The sequence below is a fragment of the Niallia oryzisoli genome, from assembly GCF_036670025.1.
Classification (GTDB): Bacteria; Bacillota; Bacilli; order Bacillales; family Cytobacillaceae; genus Bacillus_BD; species Bacillus_BD oryzisoli.
This window is the reverse complement of record NZ_CP137640.1, coordinates 1,659,423-1,675,491: the sequence shown is the minus strand read 5'-3', so window position 1 is coordinate 1,675,491 and position 16,069 is coordinate 1,659,423. Positions and strand designations below refer to the sequence as shown.

18 protein-coding genes are annotated in these 16,069 nt (G+C 36.7%); 8 read left to right on the top strand and 10 right to left on the bottom strand.

Annotation, left to right across the window (positions count from 1 at the left end; all coding sequences use genetic code 11):
* Nucleotides 1–136: 136 nt before the first annotated feature.
* Nucleotides 137–634 (top strand): L,D-transpeptidase family protein, encoded by a 498-nt coding sequence (locus R4Z09_RS08455; protein ID WP_338451885.1) that lies wholly within the window; start codon nt 137–139, stop codon nt 632–634.
* Between the two features lie 184 nt (nt 635–818).
* A complete protein-coding gene (locus tag R4Z09_RS08450; protein WP_338451884.1) occupies nt 819–1,292 on the top strand; it encodes a YkyB family protein in 474 nt (157 codons plus the stop codon).
* 128 nt (nt 1,293–1,420) lie between these two features.
* On the opposite strand, the gene R4Z09_RS08445 is transcribed toward R4Z09_RS08450, so the two are convergent.
* Both R4Z09_RS08445 and R4Z09_RS08440 read right to left on the bottom strand, forming a co-directional pair.
* Nucleotides 1,421–2,326 (bottom strand): chemotaxis protein, encoded by a 906-nt coding sequence (locus R4Z09_RS08445; protein ID WP_338451883.1) that lies wholly within the window; start codon nt 2,324–2,326, stop codon nt 1,421–1,423.
* Nucleotides 2,327–2,476: 150 nt separating this feature from the next.
* Entirely contained in the window at nt 2,477–3,007 is a 531-nt protein-coding gene (locus R4Z09_RS08440; RefSeq protein ID WP_338451882.1) for an RDD family protein, read from the bottom strand.
* A gap of 183 nt (nt 3,008–3,190) precedes the next feature.
* On the opposite strand from R4Z09_RS08440, the gene R4Z09_RS08435 reads away from it, so the two are divergent.
* Nucleotides 3,191–4,345, top strand: coding sequence for an aminotransferase A (locus tag R4Z09_RS08435; RefSeq protein ID WP_338451881.1), 1,155 nt, complete (start codon nt 3,191–3,193; stop codon nt 4,343–4,345).
* A gap of 49 nt (nt 4,346–4,394) precedes the next feature.
* On the opposite strand, the gene R4Z09_RS08430 is transcribed toward R4Z09_RS08435, so the two are convergent.
* From R4Z09_RS08430 to R4Z09_RS08410, 5 genes are all read right to left on the bottom strand, one after another.
* Nucleotides 4,395–4,577, bottom strand: a complete 183-nt coding sequence (locus R4Z09_RS08430; RefSeq protein ID WP_150439701.1) for a hypothetical protein — start codon at nt 4,575–4,577, stop codon at nt 4,395–4,397.
* 64 nt (nt 4,578–4,641) lie between these two features.
* Nucleotides 4,642–5,544, bottom strand: a complete 903-nt coding sequence (locus tag R4Z09_RS08425) for an NAD(P)-dependent oxidoreductase (RefSeq protein ID WP_338451880.1) — start codon at nt 5,542–5,544, stop codon at nt 4,642–4,644.
* Nucleotides 5,545–5,652: 108 nt separating this feature from the next.
* Nucleotides 5,653–7,368, bottom strand: a complete 1,716-nt coding sequence (gene ptsP, locus R4Z09_RS08420) for a phosphoenolpyruvate--protein phosphotransferase (RefSeq protein WP_338451879.1) — start codon at nt 7,366–7,368, stop codon at nt 5,653–5,655.
* On the bottom strand, nt 7,368–7,634 hold the full coding sequence (locus R4Z09_RS08415) for a phosphocarrier protein HPr (RefSeq protein ID WP_338451878.1): 267 nt from the start codon (nt 7,632–7,634) through the stop codon (nt 7,368–7,370). Before R4Z09_RS08415 ends, ptsP begins: the two co-directional genes overlap by 1 nt.
* Before the next feature lie 365 nt (nt 7,635–7,999).
* Nucleotides 8,000–8,194: a hypothetical protein gene (locus tag R4Z09_RS08410; RefSeq protein WP_338451877.1), complete on the bottom strand. Its 195-nt coding sequence runs from the start codon at nt 8,192–8,194 to the stop codon at nt 8,000–8,002.
* A 170-nt stretch (nt 8,195–8,364) separates the two neighbouring features.
* Here R4Z09_RS08410 and R4Z09_RS08405 point away from each other — a divergent pair, with 170 nt between their 5' ends.
* The gene (locus R4Z09_RS08405) at nt 8,365–8,553 is read left to right on the top strand and encodes a YkvS family protein (protein ID WP_338451876.1); all 189 of its coding nucleotides are present in this window, start codon (nt 8,365–8,367) and stop codon (nt 8,551–8,553) included.
* Between the two features lie 142 nt (nt 8,554–8,695).
* On the opposite strand, the gene R4Z09_RS08400 is transcribed toward R4Z09_RS08405, so the two are convergent.
* Nucleotides 8,696–8,812, bottom strand: coding sequence for a DUF6254 family protein (locus R4Z09_RS08400; RefSeq protein ID WP_338451875.1), 117 nt, complete (start codon nt 8,810–8,812; stop codon nt 8,696–8,698).
* Nucleotides 8,813–9,001: 189 nt separating this feature from the next.
* Here R4Z09_RS08400 and R4Z09_RS08395 point away from each other — a divergent pair, with 189 nt between their 5' ends.
* Together R4Z09_RS08395 and R4Z09_RS08390 are read left to right on the top strand one after the other, a co-directional pair.
* Entirely contained in the window at nt 9,002–9,613 is a 612-nt protein-coding gene (locus tag R4Z09_RS08395; RefSeq protein WP_338451874.1) for a type II CAAX endopeptidase family protein, read from the top strand.
* Between the two features lie 34 nt (nt 9,614–9,647).
* Nucleotides 9,648–10,307 (top strand): hypothetical protein, encoded by a 660-nt coding sequence (locus R4Z09_RS08390; RefSeq protein ID WP_338451873.1) that lies wholly within the window; start codon nt 9,648–9,650, stop codon nt 10,305–10,307.
* Nucleotides 10,308–10,346: 39 nt separating this feature from the next.
* Here the strand turns inward: R4Z09_RS08390 and R4Z09_RS08385 are convergent, their stop codons facing one another.
* Nucleotides 10,347–11,396, bottom strand: a complete 1,050-nt coding sequence (locus R4Z09_RS08385; RefSeq protein WP_338451872.1) for a hypothetical protein — start codon at nt 11,394–11,396, stop codon at nt 10,347–10,349.
* A gap of 247 nt (nt 11,397–11,643) precedes the next feature.
* Here R4Z09_RS08385 and R4Z09_RS08380 point away from each other — a divergent pair, with 247 nt between their 5' ends.
* Nucleotides 11,644–13,788 (top strand): ATP-dependent Clp protease ATP-binding subunit, encoded by a 2,145-nt coding sequence (locus tag R4Z09_RS08380; RefSeq protein ID WP_338451871.1) that lies wholly within the window; start codon nt 11,644–11,646, stop codon nt 13,786–13,788.
* An 82-nt stretch (nt 13,789–13,870) separates the two neighbouring features.
* Here R4Z09_RS08380 and R4Z09_RS08375 read toward each other — a convergent pair whose 3' ends face one another.
* On the bottom strand, nt 13,871–14,308 hold the full coding sequence (locus R4Z09_RS08375; RefSeq protein ID WP_338451870.1) for a MarR family transcriptional regulator: 438 nt from the start codon (nt 14,306–14,308) through the stop codon (nt 13,871–13,873).
* A 214-nt stretch (nt 14,309–14,522) separates the two neighbouring features.
* On the opposite strand from R4Z09_RS08375, the gene R4Z09_RS08370 reads away from it, so the two are divergent.
* The gene (locus R4Z09_RS08370; protein WP_338451869.1) at nt 14,523–16,046 is read left to right on the top strand and encodes an ATP-binding protein; all 1,524 of its coding nucleotides are present in this window, start codon (nt 14,523–14,525) and stop codon (nt 16,044–16,046) included.
* Nucleotides 16,047–16,069: the final 23 nt, after the last annotated feature.

Here is a 16,069-nt window from a genome sequence, read left to right as displayed (position 1 = left end):
CGAACCTTCAAAAGACCATTGTTTGTTACTTCAATAGTATGATAAACATAAAAATCATCATTTTAAAAGAAAAAAGTAACTTATGCTCCCCACATTCATAAGAATAACCATAATCAAAGGTTAAGGAGGGGTATAAATGATTCATATTGTTAAACAAGGCGAAACCTTATCTTCGATCTCAAGAGACTATCGAGTCTCCATTAGAGAACTGTTAAGAGCGAATCCCCTTATTAAGAATCAAAATAGCACCATCTCTATTGGTCAATCCATCCAAATCCCAGGCTTACCAAATCCAAATCAAATTCCCTATCGAATTGTCATTTCAAAACAGAACAGAACCTTACAGCTTTTCTTAAACAATAGACTGCTCAGAACATACCCGATTGCGATAGGAAAAATGCTGACAAGAACACCTAGCGGATCATTTGTTGTTGTGAACCGCCAGCCAAATCCCGGCGGACCTTTCGGAGTCATGTGGCTTTCCCTTTCAAAAGCAGGTTACGGCATCTACGGAACAAATGACCCCTCCTCCATTGGAAAGGCTGTTTCCCATGGCTGTGTTCGTATGCATAATCACGATATCCTAGATCTAGCCAAACAGGTTCCTAATGGCACCCGTGTGATCATTCAGTAACGAGCACGTAGGATCTGTCTCCATCTTTCATTTAACTAAGCAAATTTTTTGAGAATTTATTTTCTTTTATTGCTAAAAGGGTTATAATAAACTACAATAAATAAATTTTATTTTCCTTGACAATATGATAAACTACATTTATGAACAAGGCTATACCCTCAATATACGGAAAGGAGACATCACATTGTCCACAAATAGGGATTACCCAACAGAACCTCAACTGAATCCAACAATTAAAACCCTCGCACAAGCGATCTTCATTATAAATCGTCATGCAAAAACTGCCCCAAACCCAAAATTTTTATATAAACTTAAATACACAGCGCTACACAAGCTGATAAAGGAAGGTAAAGCAAAAAAGGTCGGTCTGCATTTTTCAAATAATCCAAAATACAGCCAGCAGCAGTCAGATGTATTAATTGCTTGTGAAAACTATACGTTTCACCTCCCGCCTTCAAAGAGTGATTTTACTGAACTCCCACATCTGGGCAAGTTGGACAAACAGGTGCGAAATCCAAAAGCTTCACTTTCTTTAACCCAAGCCAAAAAAATTCTTTGCACTTATACTGGTCTTAAAGAAAATGAAAATAAGTCGTTGCCTGCAAGAAAGAAATATAACAAACCGATATTTAAGAAGCTTGGAGAAAGCTACTTTTAATTCTTCCACTTCTATGCATACATTGGTTATGCAAGGTTTGTCTCCTTATAACTTAAAAATTCACTAAGAAAAGAAGGGACTTCACTTATGAGCAGTCCCTTCTTTTCTTAGTATCTTCTGGTTTCTGATTATAAGGCAAATTGATCGATTAATTGTACGAGTTCAGCTATTTCCGGCTTACTGACTTGTGCATCTGCTCCGACGATTTGTCCTTTATGCCTCAGGTCATCTGTTATAAGCGATGAGAAAATGATAACAGGAAGTTTTGACAAATCACAATGTTCCTTCACCTTTTTCGTTAAATGGTGGCCATCCATTTGCGGCATTTCAATATCGGTGATAACAAGCTGAACCTCCCTTTCAACTACCTTCCCGCTTTTTGCAATCGTTTCAAGATAGGTAAATGCATCCTTGCCGTTTTCAAAAAACTCAAGATTATGATAGCCCGCTTCCTCTAATGTATCTTGGATCAGCTTTCGTAAAAGCGGCGAATCTTCAGCAACAACTAAATGCTTATTGGAACGTTCACGATCACCAAGCTTTTTAAGTCTTTCAACATTAATCCCTGTATTTGGATTAATTTCAACGACAATTTTTTCAAAGTCTAAAAGCAGGATCATCTCTCCGTTTAGCTTTATTACACCGATAATTTGGCTTTCAGACCCTTGATACATTTCAGATGGCTTTTCAATTTGATTCCAAGAAATACGATGTATTTGAGATACACTGTGAACATGAAACACAATTTTTTGCTTGTTAAATTCGGTTACAATAAATTTGTCCTTTTCCGGTGTTTCCGATGGAGGAAATCCGATTGCTTTTGCCACATCTACAACTGGCAAAACCTCTCCGCGCAGTTCAATAATCCCTTGAACATGGTTATGTGCATGGGGAACTTTCGTGACAGATACTGGATTAATGATTTCTCTTACCTTTATGACGTTAATCCCAAATTTATTTGGACCGATACCAAATTCTACAATTTCTAGTTCATTTGTTCCACTTTCGAGCAAAATCCCTTTATTATTTTCCATAGCTGTAACCTACCTATCGCAATTTATTCAATCTATTACCTTAAATATAACATGATAACAAGTTATATTTGGATAATTTTTAATACATTTCGTTACAAAAAAATACATCTGATCAAGTATCAGATGTATCTTTTGCAAACCTATTATATTTTATTTTTTTAAGACAACTGTTCCGGCAATTAAATCATGCAGGCCTTGTTTTTTCTCAGTCAAACCTACCATAATGTAACCGATAAACAGGATGCCTGAAAGAAAGGACATGGCCAAATATCTTCCTAAACCACGCCAAAATGAAATGCGGTTTCCATTTAGATCTGTAACCTTTAGGCCTACGGCTTTTTTTCCAATGGTTGCTTGCCATTTCGAAGCATGAAGACCGGCAAAATAAGCAACTGCTATGATGACACTAACAATAGAAGTTACAATGATTGAACCAAAATAAGTGGCTAAAAAAGACATTGCTTCCTCATCAGTCATACCTGATTCCATATATGTTGGATCTGCCATGATCAAATACGTGATATCAGAAGTTCCAAAAAAGACTAGTAAAATAAGAATCGAAATAATGCTCAACGGAATGCCTATGATGATCGAATCAATCAGATAAGCAGCAACACGGATCCAAAAGCCCCCATACTCCTTTTTTTCTTCATAAGAATACACTTCATTGGTTGTCTCCATCCCATTACCCCCCCTTGAAGTTTGTTATGATTTATTCCATTAAATTATACCATTAGTTCAGTAAATTCTTTTTATTTCGATTGATGATTTTAAATAAAATTCAATAACTAACATTATTTCGCAGGCTATTTAATATATGAAATAATTACGTTACAATAAATTTATCTTTAGGAGGTTGAACTTGTGGAGCATTTAATTAATCGTAAAGTAAAAGAAATAGAAATTTCCGGGATTCGAAAATTCTTTAATATGGTAGCCGGAACCGAAGGAATGATATCCTTAACAATTGGTCAGCCTGATTTTCCAACACCATTACATGTGAAGGTGGCAGGAAAAAAAGCAATTGATGGCGATTTCACATCGTATACTCATAATGCAGGAGACATCAAACTTCGTAAAGCTGCTTCGCAGTATATGAAATCAAAATACGACCTGGAATACAGTGCAGGCTCTGAAGTCATTGTCACTGTTGGTGCAAGTGAAGCGATTGATATTGCGTTTCGTACGATATTGGACGAAGAATCTGAAGTCATCCTGCCGGGACCCGTATACCCAGGCTACGAACCAATTATTAAGCTTTGTGGTGCAACGCCTGTTTATGCTGATATTCGAGAGAACGGATTTCGCTTTACAAGAGAAGTCATTGAATCATACATATCCGATCGGACAAGATGCATTGTCCTGCCATATCCTTCTAATCCTACCGGGGTTAGTTTAAGCAAGGAAGAATTAATGAGTATTGCTGAACTGCTTGCTGAAAAAGATATTTTTATTTTAGCAGATGAAATATACAGTGAACTTGTATATGACCAAGAGCATGTATCGATTGCTTCTTTTCTACGGGATAAAACGATTGTCATAAACGGATTATCAAAGTCACACGCGATGACAGGATGGAGAATCGGCCTTTTATTTGCGCCGGAAACAATCGCTAAGCATATTCTAAAGGTTCATCAATATAATGTTACATGTGCCACTTCTATTTCACAAATGGCGGCGTTAGAGGCTTTAACAGAAGGAATAAATGATGCCCTTCCGATGAAAGAGGCCTATTTGGAGCGGAGAAATTATGTGTATAACCGCTTAATCAATATGGGTCTAGATGTTCAAAAACCTGACGGCGCTTTTTATTTTTTCGTTAAATTACCAGTCAATAATGTTTCTTCATTTGACTTCTGCCTTAACTTAGTAAAAGAGGAAAGAGTAGCCGTTGTACCAGGCAGTGCCTTTTCAAACTACGGAGAGGGATACTTCAGATTGTCTTTTGCTTGTTCAATGGAGACATTGGAAGAAGGTTTAAACAGAATTGAAGCTTATGTAAAAAAAGTGCAGGCGTAATGCTTGCACTTTTTTCCCTTTATTCAACCTATGAAGCCGTTTGTTTCACCTACAAACCGCCTTTATATTTGCCAGCATTTTTTGAAGCCTTTTCCTTCTTTGCTTTATCTTTATGAATCTTATTTGTATCTGTACTGCCGAATTCATGGGCAAACTCTTGATTTATTACTGCTGAATCAAAACCCTTTTTGTTTTTTTGCTGCGGATCATTCTTTTTATTTTTCTTTGCCATTTTATAAAACCTCCTTGTATCATACAAGGTTAGTTTTGATTCACAGGCTTTCCTTTATGCAATGCTACTGCTGCCAATATTTATATAGTGCTTGGGTACCGCTGTTTTCCTCTCCATTTTGCGCAAGCGAATCATACATTCGTTTAGCCAAATCAAGCCCAGGTGTCTCCATTCCCATTGCTTCGGCCTCTTCGAGTGCTATTGTCATATCTTTAATAAAATGCTTGATAAAAAACCCTGGTTCGAAATTTCCTTTGATCATCCTAGGAGCCAGATTAGATAAAGACCAGCTTCCTGCCGCGCCGGATGTAATGCTTGTTAGCACCTTCTCCGGGTCAAGTCCTGCTTTTTCTGCATAAACAATCGCCTCACAGACCCCAATCATATTTGATGCAATCGCAATTTGATTACACATTTTTGTATGCTGCCCGGCCCCCGCCTTCCCTTGATAAACAATATTTTTACCAAGAAGTTTGAAAAGCGGCTCTAATGTTTCATATACTTCTTTATCGCCGCCGACCATGATCGATAGCCTTGCTTCCTTTGCACCGACATCCCCTCCGGAAACAGGAGCATCTACAGCATGTATCCCCTTTTCTTTTGCCACATGATAAATTTTTTCTGCCAATGTAGGGGTCGAGGTGGTCATATCAATCACATATGTATCGGGTCTTCCATTTGTCACAATTCCTTCTTCACCTAAGTAAACGCGCTCTACATCTTGCGGATATCCTACTATCGTAAAAATGACGTTTGCCTTTTCTGCAATTTCTTTTGGTGATTCAGCCCAGGCGGCTCCTTTTTCTAATAGTTCCTCTGCTTTTTCCTTTGTTCGGTTGTAAACGATCACTGGATAACCTGAGTCTAAAAGATGTCCAGCCATACTTTTTCCCATCACGCCAGTTCCAATGAAGCCTATCCTTGTATTTTCTGGTGTAAGCATTATTGATCTCTCCTTTTCAACCAATATATTTCTATTTTTATCATACCATTTTCAAGACAAAAGAACCGACTGAGATGCCCAGTCGGTTAGATGTTGTTAAAAAATATTTTTCAACTATACAGAATAAAAGTATTATTTTTCGACAGCCGCTTTCACTGCCTCAATTACTTCATTTGTTGTGCTCATTTGTAAAGCCTTTTGGGCAAGGTCTTCCATTTCTTGCTTGGAAAGGCGAAGAATCTGTGAACGTGCTTTTAGAATGGATGTTGCACTCATTGAAAACTCATCAAGACCTAAACCAAGTAATAATGGAATGGCTGTTTCATCGCCCGCCATTTCACCGCACATACCGGCCCATTTCCCTTCTTTATGTGCAGCGTCAATCACCATTTTAACTAATCTTAAAATAGCCGGACTGTATGGCTGATATAAGTACGAAACTCGTTCATTCATTCTGTCTGCAGCCATTGTGTATTGGATTAAATCATTCGTTCCAATACTGAAGAAATCCACTTCTTTTGCAAATTGGTCTGCCATTACAGCTGTAGAAGGAATTTCTACCATAATACCAAGCTCAATGTTATCTGATACTGTTACACCTTCATTAGTAAGCTTTTGCTTTTCTTCTTCTAGAATCGATTTTGCAGCCCTAAATTCATCAAGATTGGCAATCATTGGGAACATAATTTTTAAATTTCCAAAGGTGCTTGCCCTTAATAAGGCACGCAGCTGCGTTCTGAAAAGATCTTGTTCTTCTAGACAAAGACGAATCGCACGGAATCCAAGGAATGGATTCATTTCCTTTGGTAAATCAAGGTATGGCAGTTCCTTATCGCCGCCAATATCAAGTGTTCGAACGACAACTGGTTTTCCCTGCATTCCTTCAAGTACAGTCTTATAAGATTCAAATTGCTCTTCCTCTGATGGCAGCTCATTTCTACCCATGTAAAGGAACTCGGTTCGGTATAAACCAATTCCTTCACCGCCATTATTAATAACACCCTCAAGATCATTTGGTGTTCCGATATTTGCAGCCAATTCTACATGTTCGCCATCAGCTGAAACTGTATTTTCGTGTAATAGCTTTGCCCATTCTGCTTTTTGCTCTTCGTAACGAATCTGCTCTTGTTTATATTGTTCAATCACATCTGCACTAGGATTAATATGGACCTCACCTTTTAGACCATCCACAATGATCATATCGCCATTATGAATGTCCTTTGTTGCCGTTTTTGTTCCTACAACTGCTGGAATTTCCATGGAACGAGCCATAATAGCAGAGTGTGAAGTGCGCCCGCCAATATTAGTCGTGAATGCTTTAACATATTTACGGTTAAGCTGCGCTGTATCGGATGGAGTTAAATCTTCTGCGACAATAATAGCTTCTTCTGAAATCATGCTCGGATTAACAATCTTTACACCCAGCAGGTGAGAAAGCATTCGTTTTCTAACGTCACGAATATCTGCTGCTCTTTCCTTCATATATTCATTATCCATTTGTTCGAACATGGTAATAAACATATCCGTAACTTCTTTTAAGGCATGCTCAGCGTTTACTTTTTCCGATTTAATTTTATCTTCAATCGGCGTGATTAATTCCGGATCATTTGCAATCAACAAATGTGCTTCAAAAATGGCCGCTTTATCTGCCCCAAGTTCCGCATTTGCTTTTTCACGAATAGCCTCAAGTTCTGTCTTCGATGTGGCAATTGCATCCTGCAAACGTTTGATTTCTTGAACATCGTCAGTGATCACTTTCTTTTCAAATGAAAGATCCGGTTCAACTAAACGATATGCTTTCGCAATTGCGATCCCGCTTGAAGCAGCAATGCCTTTTAAACTACTCATTATTCTGCCAACTCCTCTTTATGTAAAGTTTCAACTATCGAGTTTAAAGCTGCTTCCTCGTCTTTGCCATCCACAGTGATGGTGATGTCTGCCCCTTTACCAATTCCTAAGGACATAACACCCATAATCGATTTTAAATTGACCTTTTTCCCTTTATATTCAAGATGAATTTCCGAATCAAATCTACTCGCAGTCTGCACCAGCATAGTAGCTGGACGTGCGTGAATCCCCGTTTCAGCAGTCACTTTAAATTGTTTTTCAAGCATATAAAATCAAACTCCTTCTTAAAAGAAAATTTAAGATGTCAGGCGAATGGTAATGGTACTATTTTTTGAATAGTAAAGGATTTTAATATTTCTTCCCGCTACAGAGCAAAAATACTAGTAAATCTCTTAATTTAGTGTTATTCACCAGATTGATTTTACTCATGTAAAATTATGTATTCCCTACTTTGACATGAACGTACGATACTGAACATCTCCTTCAGTAGGATAGCATGTTCAACATGGCCGATAAAGCTTTTTAATACATGTTCTAATTTTCAATTTTTAAACCGTTTACATTTTTCTTCATGAGCTGCTAGCTTCTTATCTTTACTGCATTTAATGCCATTCTATGGCAATCAAGAATATTAGCTTCTAGCTTCTTGTAAATATTGATATAAAACATCACCGCCTCTTTGGGCAATACCACGAAAATGTTTAAAGTCCTCCCGTTTCACAAGAACCTGTCGAAAATCAAGAAAATCTTCCTTTTTAACCAAATACTCCTGAAGCTCTCCGTTTTGTAATTCAGTTAAAATACGTGTAACCTCTTCAGCATTCATCAAATTCACTCCAAATTTTAATTTAAAAAATTAACTAGTAATGTCAAACATTAATTATCATAGAAATTTATTTAGATAAAATCAATGAAATAGGAATAAAAATCCTTTACGAATAATGAAAAGTAAGGCAAAATAGGTAGTAAATTTGCAAATGAAGGAGAGATTGCGATTTGAGAATTGCAGAGGTTGGCAATGTCATTGAATTCAGAGAGGGATTACAAGGAATCGTTGAAAAGGTAAATGAAAATTCCGTAATTGTTGACTTAACTTATATGAAAAACTTTCGAAATTTAGAATTAGATGCAAGAACAGTCGTAAATCATAAAAATTATAAGATTGTTAAAGAATCAATTGGCTAAGGTGTATTAAATTTTTTTTACATTAAAATGAAAACATTTTCATTTATCTTCTGTCCGATTTTCCTCCAGCTAAGAGTATAGCTATCCTATCCTAGCTGGGGGATGAATTAGTTCCTTAGCTGTTTATACACTGCAGAATCGTTTAAGATTCCTTCCCTTTATTTGCAAGCTCTTTAAATGATTTTACTTTACCATGAGGATTTTGATCTTGCTTTCGTACTGTCCATGCTCTTTCTTTCTCCCGCTTTGCCCTTGTCATTTAAAACTCCCCTTTTTTCATTTTCCAACAACGTTTTATTCGCTGTTGTTACAATTATCTTTCGCTTTTCAAATCATTTTTATCAAAAAAACTATTTGGATAGAAAGAAGGACTCTTTCCTTCCCTTTTCTACCCACCCATCATTATTTTTGGTAAAATAATGGATGTTAAAAAGAAAGGAGCTTTGAAGTGAGAAAATTTACTATTGATTACCGCATCTTATTCGGTTTAATCATCGCCCACTTTTTTATGTATATAACATTTCAAGACAAAGCCATATTTTGGTATATGTTTACTGCAACAATGTTAATCTTAATGAGTTTTTCAATCCTGAATGAAAAATCTGACCAAGAGGCAGCTTTTTTTTCATATACCCTATATGGAATTCTCACTGGACTGATTCTCTTTGCCCTTTTTTGGACAGGAAACTTCTTTATTCAGTTTTTTCATTTACCATTTAAACAAGAAATTTCACGACTCTATTCAAGCTTTGCTCCGAAACAAATTTGGCACTATATCGTTCTCTTACTCTTTATTGTTCCAGGGGAAGAGCTATTTTGGCGCGGATTTATGCAAAAAAGACTGTCAAAATTTATGAGTGTTAAATACAGCATCCTGTTAGCTTCTGTATTATACGCTTCTGTTCAGATCTATTCAGGTATTTTTATCCATATTTTAGCTGCACTTTTTGCCGGCATATTTTGGGGAGCACTTTATGCGTGGAAAAAAAGTCTTTCATTAGTGGTCGTATCTCATTTAACCTTTGATATTTTAATATTTATCCTTTATCCATTCCGTTAATGAAATATCTACATATTTAGGGAGGAACATACATATGCATCGATTAGGTCATTTCATCATAATAGGATTTCTCGCCCTTTTATTATCTGCATGTGGGACAAGTACTGGTTCAGAAAGCAAAAATGAAATTACCAGCCAATCCGACCCTGCAGAAGAAAAAGATACGCAAAACCTAAAACAGGAAGAATCAAAGCAATATGAGATTGAAACAGAGGATCAGCTTCCGGGGAATCAAACACTGTCCTATACATTAAATGGAGTAACAAAAGAGGAAACAGCTGTATTAACAAAAAGCGATAACCAAGATTACTCCATTTACATCCTGCCCTCCTATGAATTAACCGCTGAGGAGCCTAATAAAGACTCGCTTTTTCTAAAAGAGGATGACCATGTGTTTATGAGGATTGAACTATTACCGCTCGACACTGATCTTAATGCTTTAAAAGAAAATACATTAGCACAGCTTAAAGTGGTCAATAAAGAGGTTAAAACTATTACTCCTCCAGCTGATGATATTCTAAAGAACGCAACAGTTCTTGAAGCAGCAAACGATGGAAAAATGGTAACAGCCTATTTAATTGAACAAAAGGAAGCTATCGTTAAATTGACCTTATTTACAACGGAACAATCAGACCACCGCGATGCACTGCTAAAAATGGCAAAAACCATTCAAGTTGGAAAGGCAGCAGATTAAACAAAAATTGATGATTTTGAGGGTGTCCCATTGACACCCTCATTCTTTTTCCTGATCATGATCAGGCTTCATCCACAATAAGATGATAAACAATAAACTGACGTAGCCAAACAAAGGATATAAATAGGAAAGAAGGCGGCTATATTCAATTAGGCTCAACAAGTATGACACAAAAAAAATTCCCGCAACAATGACCATTTTCGGAAACGGCATATATTGCTTCAATTGTTTTTCTAAGCCGAAAACATTTCCAATTACTGACGTAAAGATTTCCCCATAAATAATCAAGACAAATATCCAATGTAAACTCGGAATTAAGTTTTTCATTATAATGGCCATAGGGATTTCATAAGAAGAGAAATTCGGCAGCATGATCAATGTAAAGTGGCCAGCGATTAGGATTGCTGTTAAGGCAGCACCGCCAAGTATTCCTCCCCATTTAATGGTACGTTCATCTTTTACTTCCGCCGCTACTGGGACGAGTACTGCTTGGGCAAGTGATAAATTTAAAGCTGTATATAAAAATGGCGAAGCAACCGCTGACCAGCCATCCTTTACATATGGAATATATAAAAGTTGTTCCATAAAATTAGGAATCTGTAATGAAAATATCATTAAAATGAAACTGAATAAAATCATCATGGGTACAACAAACGTATTTACCGCAAATAAACCTTTGATTCCTACGGTCATGACGATAATGGATAAAATAATCGTAATCGCAACACCAAGTGTCTTTGATAATCCAAGCTGTTCTTCAAATACGGCACCAGCCCCTGAGAGCATTACGGCACATACGCCCAGCAGCATGAGCAATAATAATAAATTAATGACTTTCGCTATCGACTTACCAAACAAATATTCATTAAATTCTTCATAGGAAACCGCATTAATCCGAGCAGAAATGACCATTAATTTAGAGCCTAAAAAGATAAGGATATAACCGGACATACACATTCCAATTAATCCGATAAAACCAAATCTGGAGAAAAACTCAACAATTTCTCTTCCCGTTGCAAAGCCCGCTCCTACTACCGTTCCAACATAAACAGCAGCAATTTGGACAGCGGCACCCCAATTTGTTTTCAAATGCCTCCCTCCCTTCCTTCACTATATGATGGAAAGGACAAACTATGACGAGCTTTTATAAAAAAGCATGTGGACCTGATGCTAGTTGGCAGGCTCCATTCATAACAAATTCCTAATATTGGATTGACAAAAATCAACACTTTTTTTGGCAAACCACTTGAAAGTCAAAAAAGGTCAGAGTATAATCAAAGTACCGAAAGGTCAAAGATAGTCAAAGTCAAAACCAAAGATTGAAAGGAGAATGTTTATGCTTTGTCAAAATTGCGAAGAACGTAACGCAAATATCAATATGAGACTTGTATTGAACGGAAAGGAAAAGCAGATACATCTCTGCCAGACTTGCTATGATGCCAAAAAACAAAAGTTAGCAGCAAATTTCGGACCAAACTTTGGCCCATTCAATAGTTTTAATGAACTTCCAATCGAGGAACTATTTCATAAAATGCAGCAGCAATCAGCACACGATAATCAAATCTTTCAAAATCAACCTACATCTTTAAAAGAAGGCTTTCTCGATCAATTCGGCCGTAATTTAAACCAGATGGCAAAAGCAGGCTTAATAGATCCTGTTATTGGCCGTGATGAAGAAATTAACAGAGTGATTGAGATTCTAAACCGCCGAAATAAAAATAACCCGGTATTAATTGGTGAGCCAGGAGTAGGGAAAACAGCTATTGCTGAAGGTCTTGCCTTGAAGATCGAGGAAGGGTCTGTTCCTGCTAAATTAAAAAACAAACAAGTTTATTTATTAGATGTTGCTTCACTTGTAGCTAATACAGGCATACGCGGCCAATTTGAAGAACGAATGAAGCAATTAATCAGTGATTTACAAAAACGCAAAAATATTATTCTATTTATAGACGAGATTCATCTGCTTGTGGGAGCCGGTTCAGCAGAAGGCTCAATGGACGCAGGAAATATCTTAAAACCTGCTCTTGCCCGTGGGGAACTGCAGGTTGTCGGTGCCACAACCTTAAAGGAATATCGGCAAATCGAAAAAGATGCTGCCCTAGAACGCCGGTTCCAGCCCGTACAAGTAGCTGAACCAACTGTTGCAGCAGCGATCGAAATTTTAACAGGTCTACAACCTAAATATGAGGCCTTCCATAACGTAACCTATACAAAAGAGGCCTTGGAGGCATGTGTTAACCTGTCACATCGCTATATCCAAGATCGCTTTTTACCTGATAAAGCCATTGACTTACTTGATGAAGCGGGTTCAAAAATGAACCTATCTTCAAGCTACACTTCTACAGTGGAAATTGAAAAACGATTAAAGGAAATTGCAGGTGAAAAAGAAGCTGTGCTAAAAGCAGAAGAATATGAAAAAGCAGCTAAGCTTCGTGAAGAAGAAAAACAATTAGAAAAGGCTTTGAACACATCTGGTGACGAGGAACGTCCAATCGTAGATGTTCAGCATATTCAAGAAATCGTTGAAAAGAAAACTGGCATACCAGTTGGAAAATTACATGCTGATGAGCAGGTAAGAATAAAAGAATTACAACAGAATCTCGCTAGAAAAGTCATCGGTCAAGAGGAAGCTGTTAAAAAAGTCGCAAAAGCCATAAGACGCAGCCGCGCTGGTTTAAAATCAAAACACCGTCCAATCGGATCATTCCTATTTGTCGGACCTACTGGTGTCGGAAAAACCGAACTGGCAAAAACATTAGCTGAAGAATTATTTGGAACAAAAGACGCCATGATCAGACTTGATATGAGTGAGTATATGGAAAAACATAGTGTTTCAAAAATTATTGGATCACCTCCAGGCTATGTTGGTCATGAAGAAGCAGGACAGTTAACTGAAAAAATACGCCGTAATCCATATTCAATCATCTTGCTGGATGAAATTGAAAAGGCACACCCTGATGTACTTCATATGTTTCTGCAAATACTTGAAGACGGCCGTCTAACAGACAGCCAAGGCAGAACAGTAAGCTTCAAAGAATCTGTCATCATTATGACAAGTAATGCCGGTGTAGGTGATAGAAAAATTGAAGTTGGATTTGATAAAAATAATGCAATAAAAGAATCTAATATTCTGCAATCACTAGGCAATTACTTTAAACCGGAATTTTTAAACCGATTTGATAGTATTATTGAATTCAAATCATTAGAAAAAAACCATCTGCTGCAAATTATTGACCTCATGCTTGGAGAATTGAATGAAAACTTAAAGGAACAACAATTTTCACTAACTGTATCAACAGCGGTGAAAGAAAAACTTGTTGAACTTGGCTATAATAAAACCTTTGGTGCACGTCCTTTACGACGAATCATTCAAGAAACATTAGAAGATAAACTAGCCGACTATATTATCGATCATAGTCAATCAAAAGTAGAGCTTGAAGCTGTTCTTCTAGATGAACAAATTATCATTAAGGAAAAATAATAATTAACAAGAAAGGAGTCACAGATTCGTGACTCCTTTCTTGTATGCCTATGCTTTTCATTTGACTACGAACTTCCATTCATTAATACTCTTTAAGTGACAGTCCAATTTTTTTCATTAAGTTTATGGCCGTTTCCTGCTCTTCACTGGTAAGTACTGACATAATTCGTTCGATTTCATTTCGATGGGAAGGAAACACCTGTTCAATTAGTTTTTTTCCTCGTTCCGTAATACGAGCAAACGTAACCCTTCTATCCTCTGCACAAGCCACCCGGACAATATATTCCTTTTTCTCCAGTTTATCAATTACGTAAGTCATACTTCCACTTGCCAGTAGTATTTTACCGCCGATTTGCTGCAACGGCTGATCTCCTTTATGATAAAGCAATTCTAATACGGCAAATTCCGTTGGATTCAATCCATAACGTTGAATTCGTTTATTTACGTGTTCGTTCACTGCCCGGTATGCCCGCGAAAGAACAATAAATAATTTTAATGATTGATCATTTTCAGTCCCCATAGCTTAACCAATCCTTTTATTATAATAATAGTAATGGTGTAGAGTTAATAACATATATAAACAACCCTTTAAATTTTAATTATAAAAAAATCTATATTCTATGTCAATTTTTCCTAAAAGTATATTAGGTAAAATGTAACTTTTAATTCTGTATCGATACTTAATTAATATTTTGATATAATATTTAAGAATCAACATTTGGAGCCTACAGCATATGAAAAAAAAAATGATTCTAACATTATTATACATAATGATTGTGATCTTGCCGATCATTTGTACAACCTATTTTTATGCAAAAGACGCAATAAAAAATGATGAAACGGCTAGAATCCAGCATGCAAAATGGGTTGCAGAAATTCATGAAAAGCACTGGAATACGTTAATCAGCGAGGCCGTTACAATCATGGATATGCTCTCAGTAACTGCCGCTTCGATACAAGATATGCCCCAGCAAATGGAAGCAATCCTATACAAAACGAATCAGGCGGACCCTCGTTATGGCGGGATTTATTTATTAGATTCAAAAGGAACTGCGTTAGCCGGAAATACTTTACTTTTAAAGGAAGATAATCTATCGACTCAGAGTTATATTCAAGAAGTCATTCACACTAAAGATACGATTATTTCGGATCAAAGTGAAAAGTTAACAAACGGACAGGAGGTCGTCGGAATTGCCAAACCTGTTCTAGATGAGAATCAAGAGCTCATGTTTATTATTGTCGCCTTCTTAAAAGTGGGATACATTCAAAATATAACTGAAATGTTAACCCCTGAAGATCAATTTTTCATTACAAATTCCGCTGGAAAAACCATTTTGCATGTTAATGGTAATAAGAATAAGAAGGAAAATAAATACTTTATCCTGCCAATTGAAAGAATTCCATGGGAAATTCATGTGAAGCTCCAGGCTGCCGACTACAAGCAGCTACACTGGAAAATAATTAATTTCTCCTTAATCATTTTAATTTTATGTCATATTGTTTATCTATTAACCTATTATTTTCTGCAGAGAAGACATGCAGCACAGCAAAAAAAAGCAAATGACCTTCATAAGCTGGAATTAGTAGGAACATTCGCTGCAAGCATGGCACATGAGATTCGTAATCCTCTAACAGGCATAAAGGGTCTTGTTCAATTATTAGGTGAAAAATATACATCAGAAAAGGATCAATCGTATTTTACTGTTATTGATCAAGAAATAAATCGGATTAATCAAATCGTAAGTGAGTTTTTGATTCTCGGAAAACCATCCGTCATAAAGACCGATTTCTTCAATATAAACGAAATCGTATCAGAATTAAGACCGCTCATTCAATTTGAAGCGATGCGGAATCATCATGAATGCTTATTTATTGAACCTGAAGATCCGATCTTCGTTCATTGTTCAAAGGACCAAATGAAACAGGTTATGTTAAATATATGCAAAAATGCTATTGAGTCAATGAAATCAGATGGAAAATTAACGATTAATCTAAAACTTTTTTCCAACGAATGCCATCTTTTGATTTCAGATACCGGAATCGGTATTTCTCCGAGAGATATGAAAAAGTTATTCAAACCCTTCTATACATCAAAAGAAACCGGTACCGGCCTTGGTCTGGTTGTCTGCAAAAGAATCATTGATTCATTCGGCGGCACAATCACAATCGATAGCAAAATAAATAGAGGTACTACAGTAACCATATCCCTTCCGGTGAAAGAAGAATACCCCCATATGGAACGTGACGAAAACGCATAAACAGAAAAAAGCCGAAGAAATTG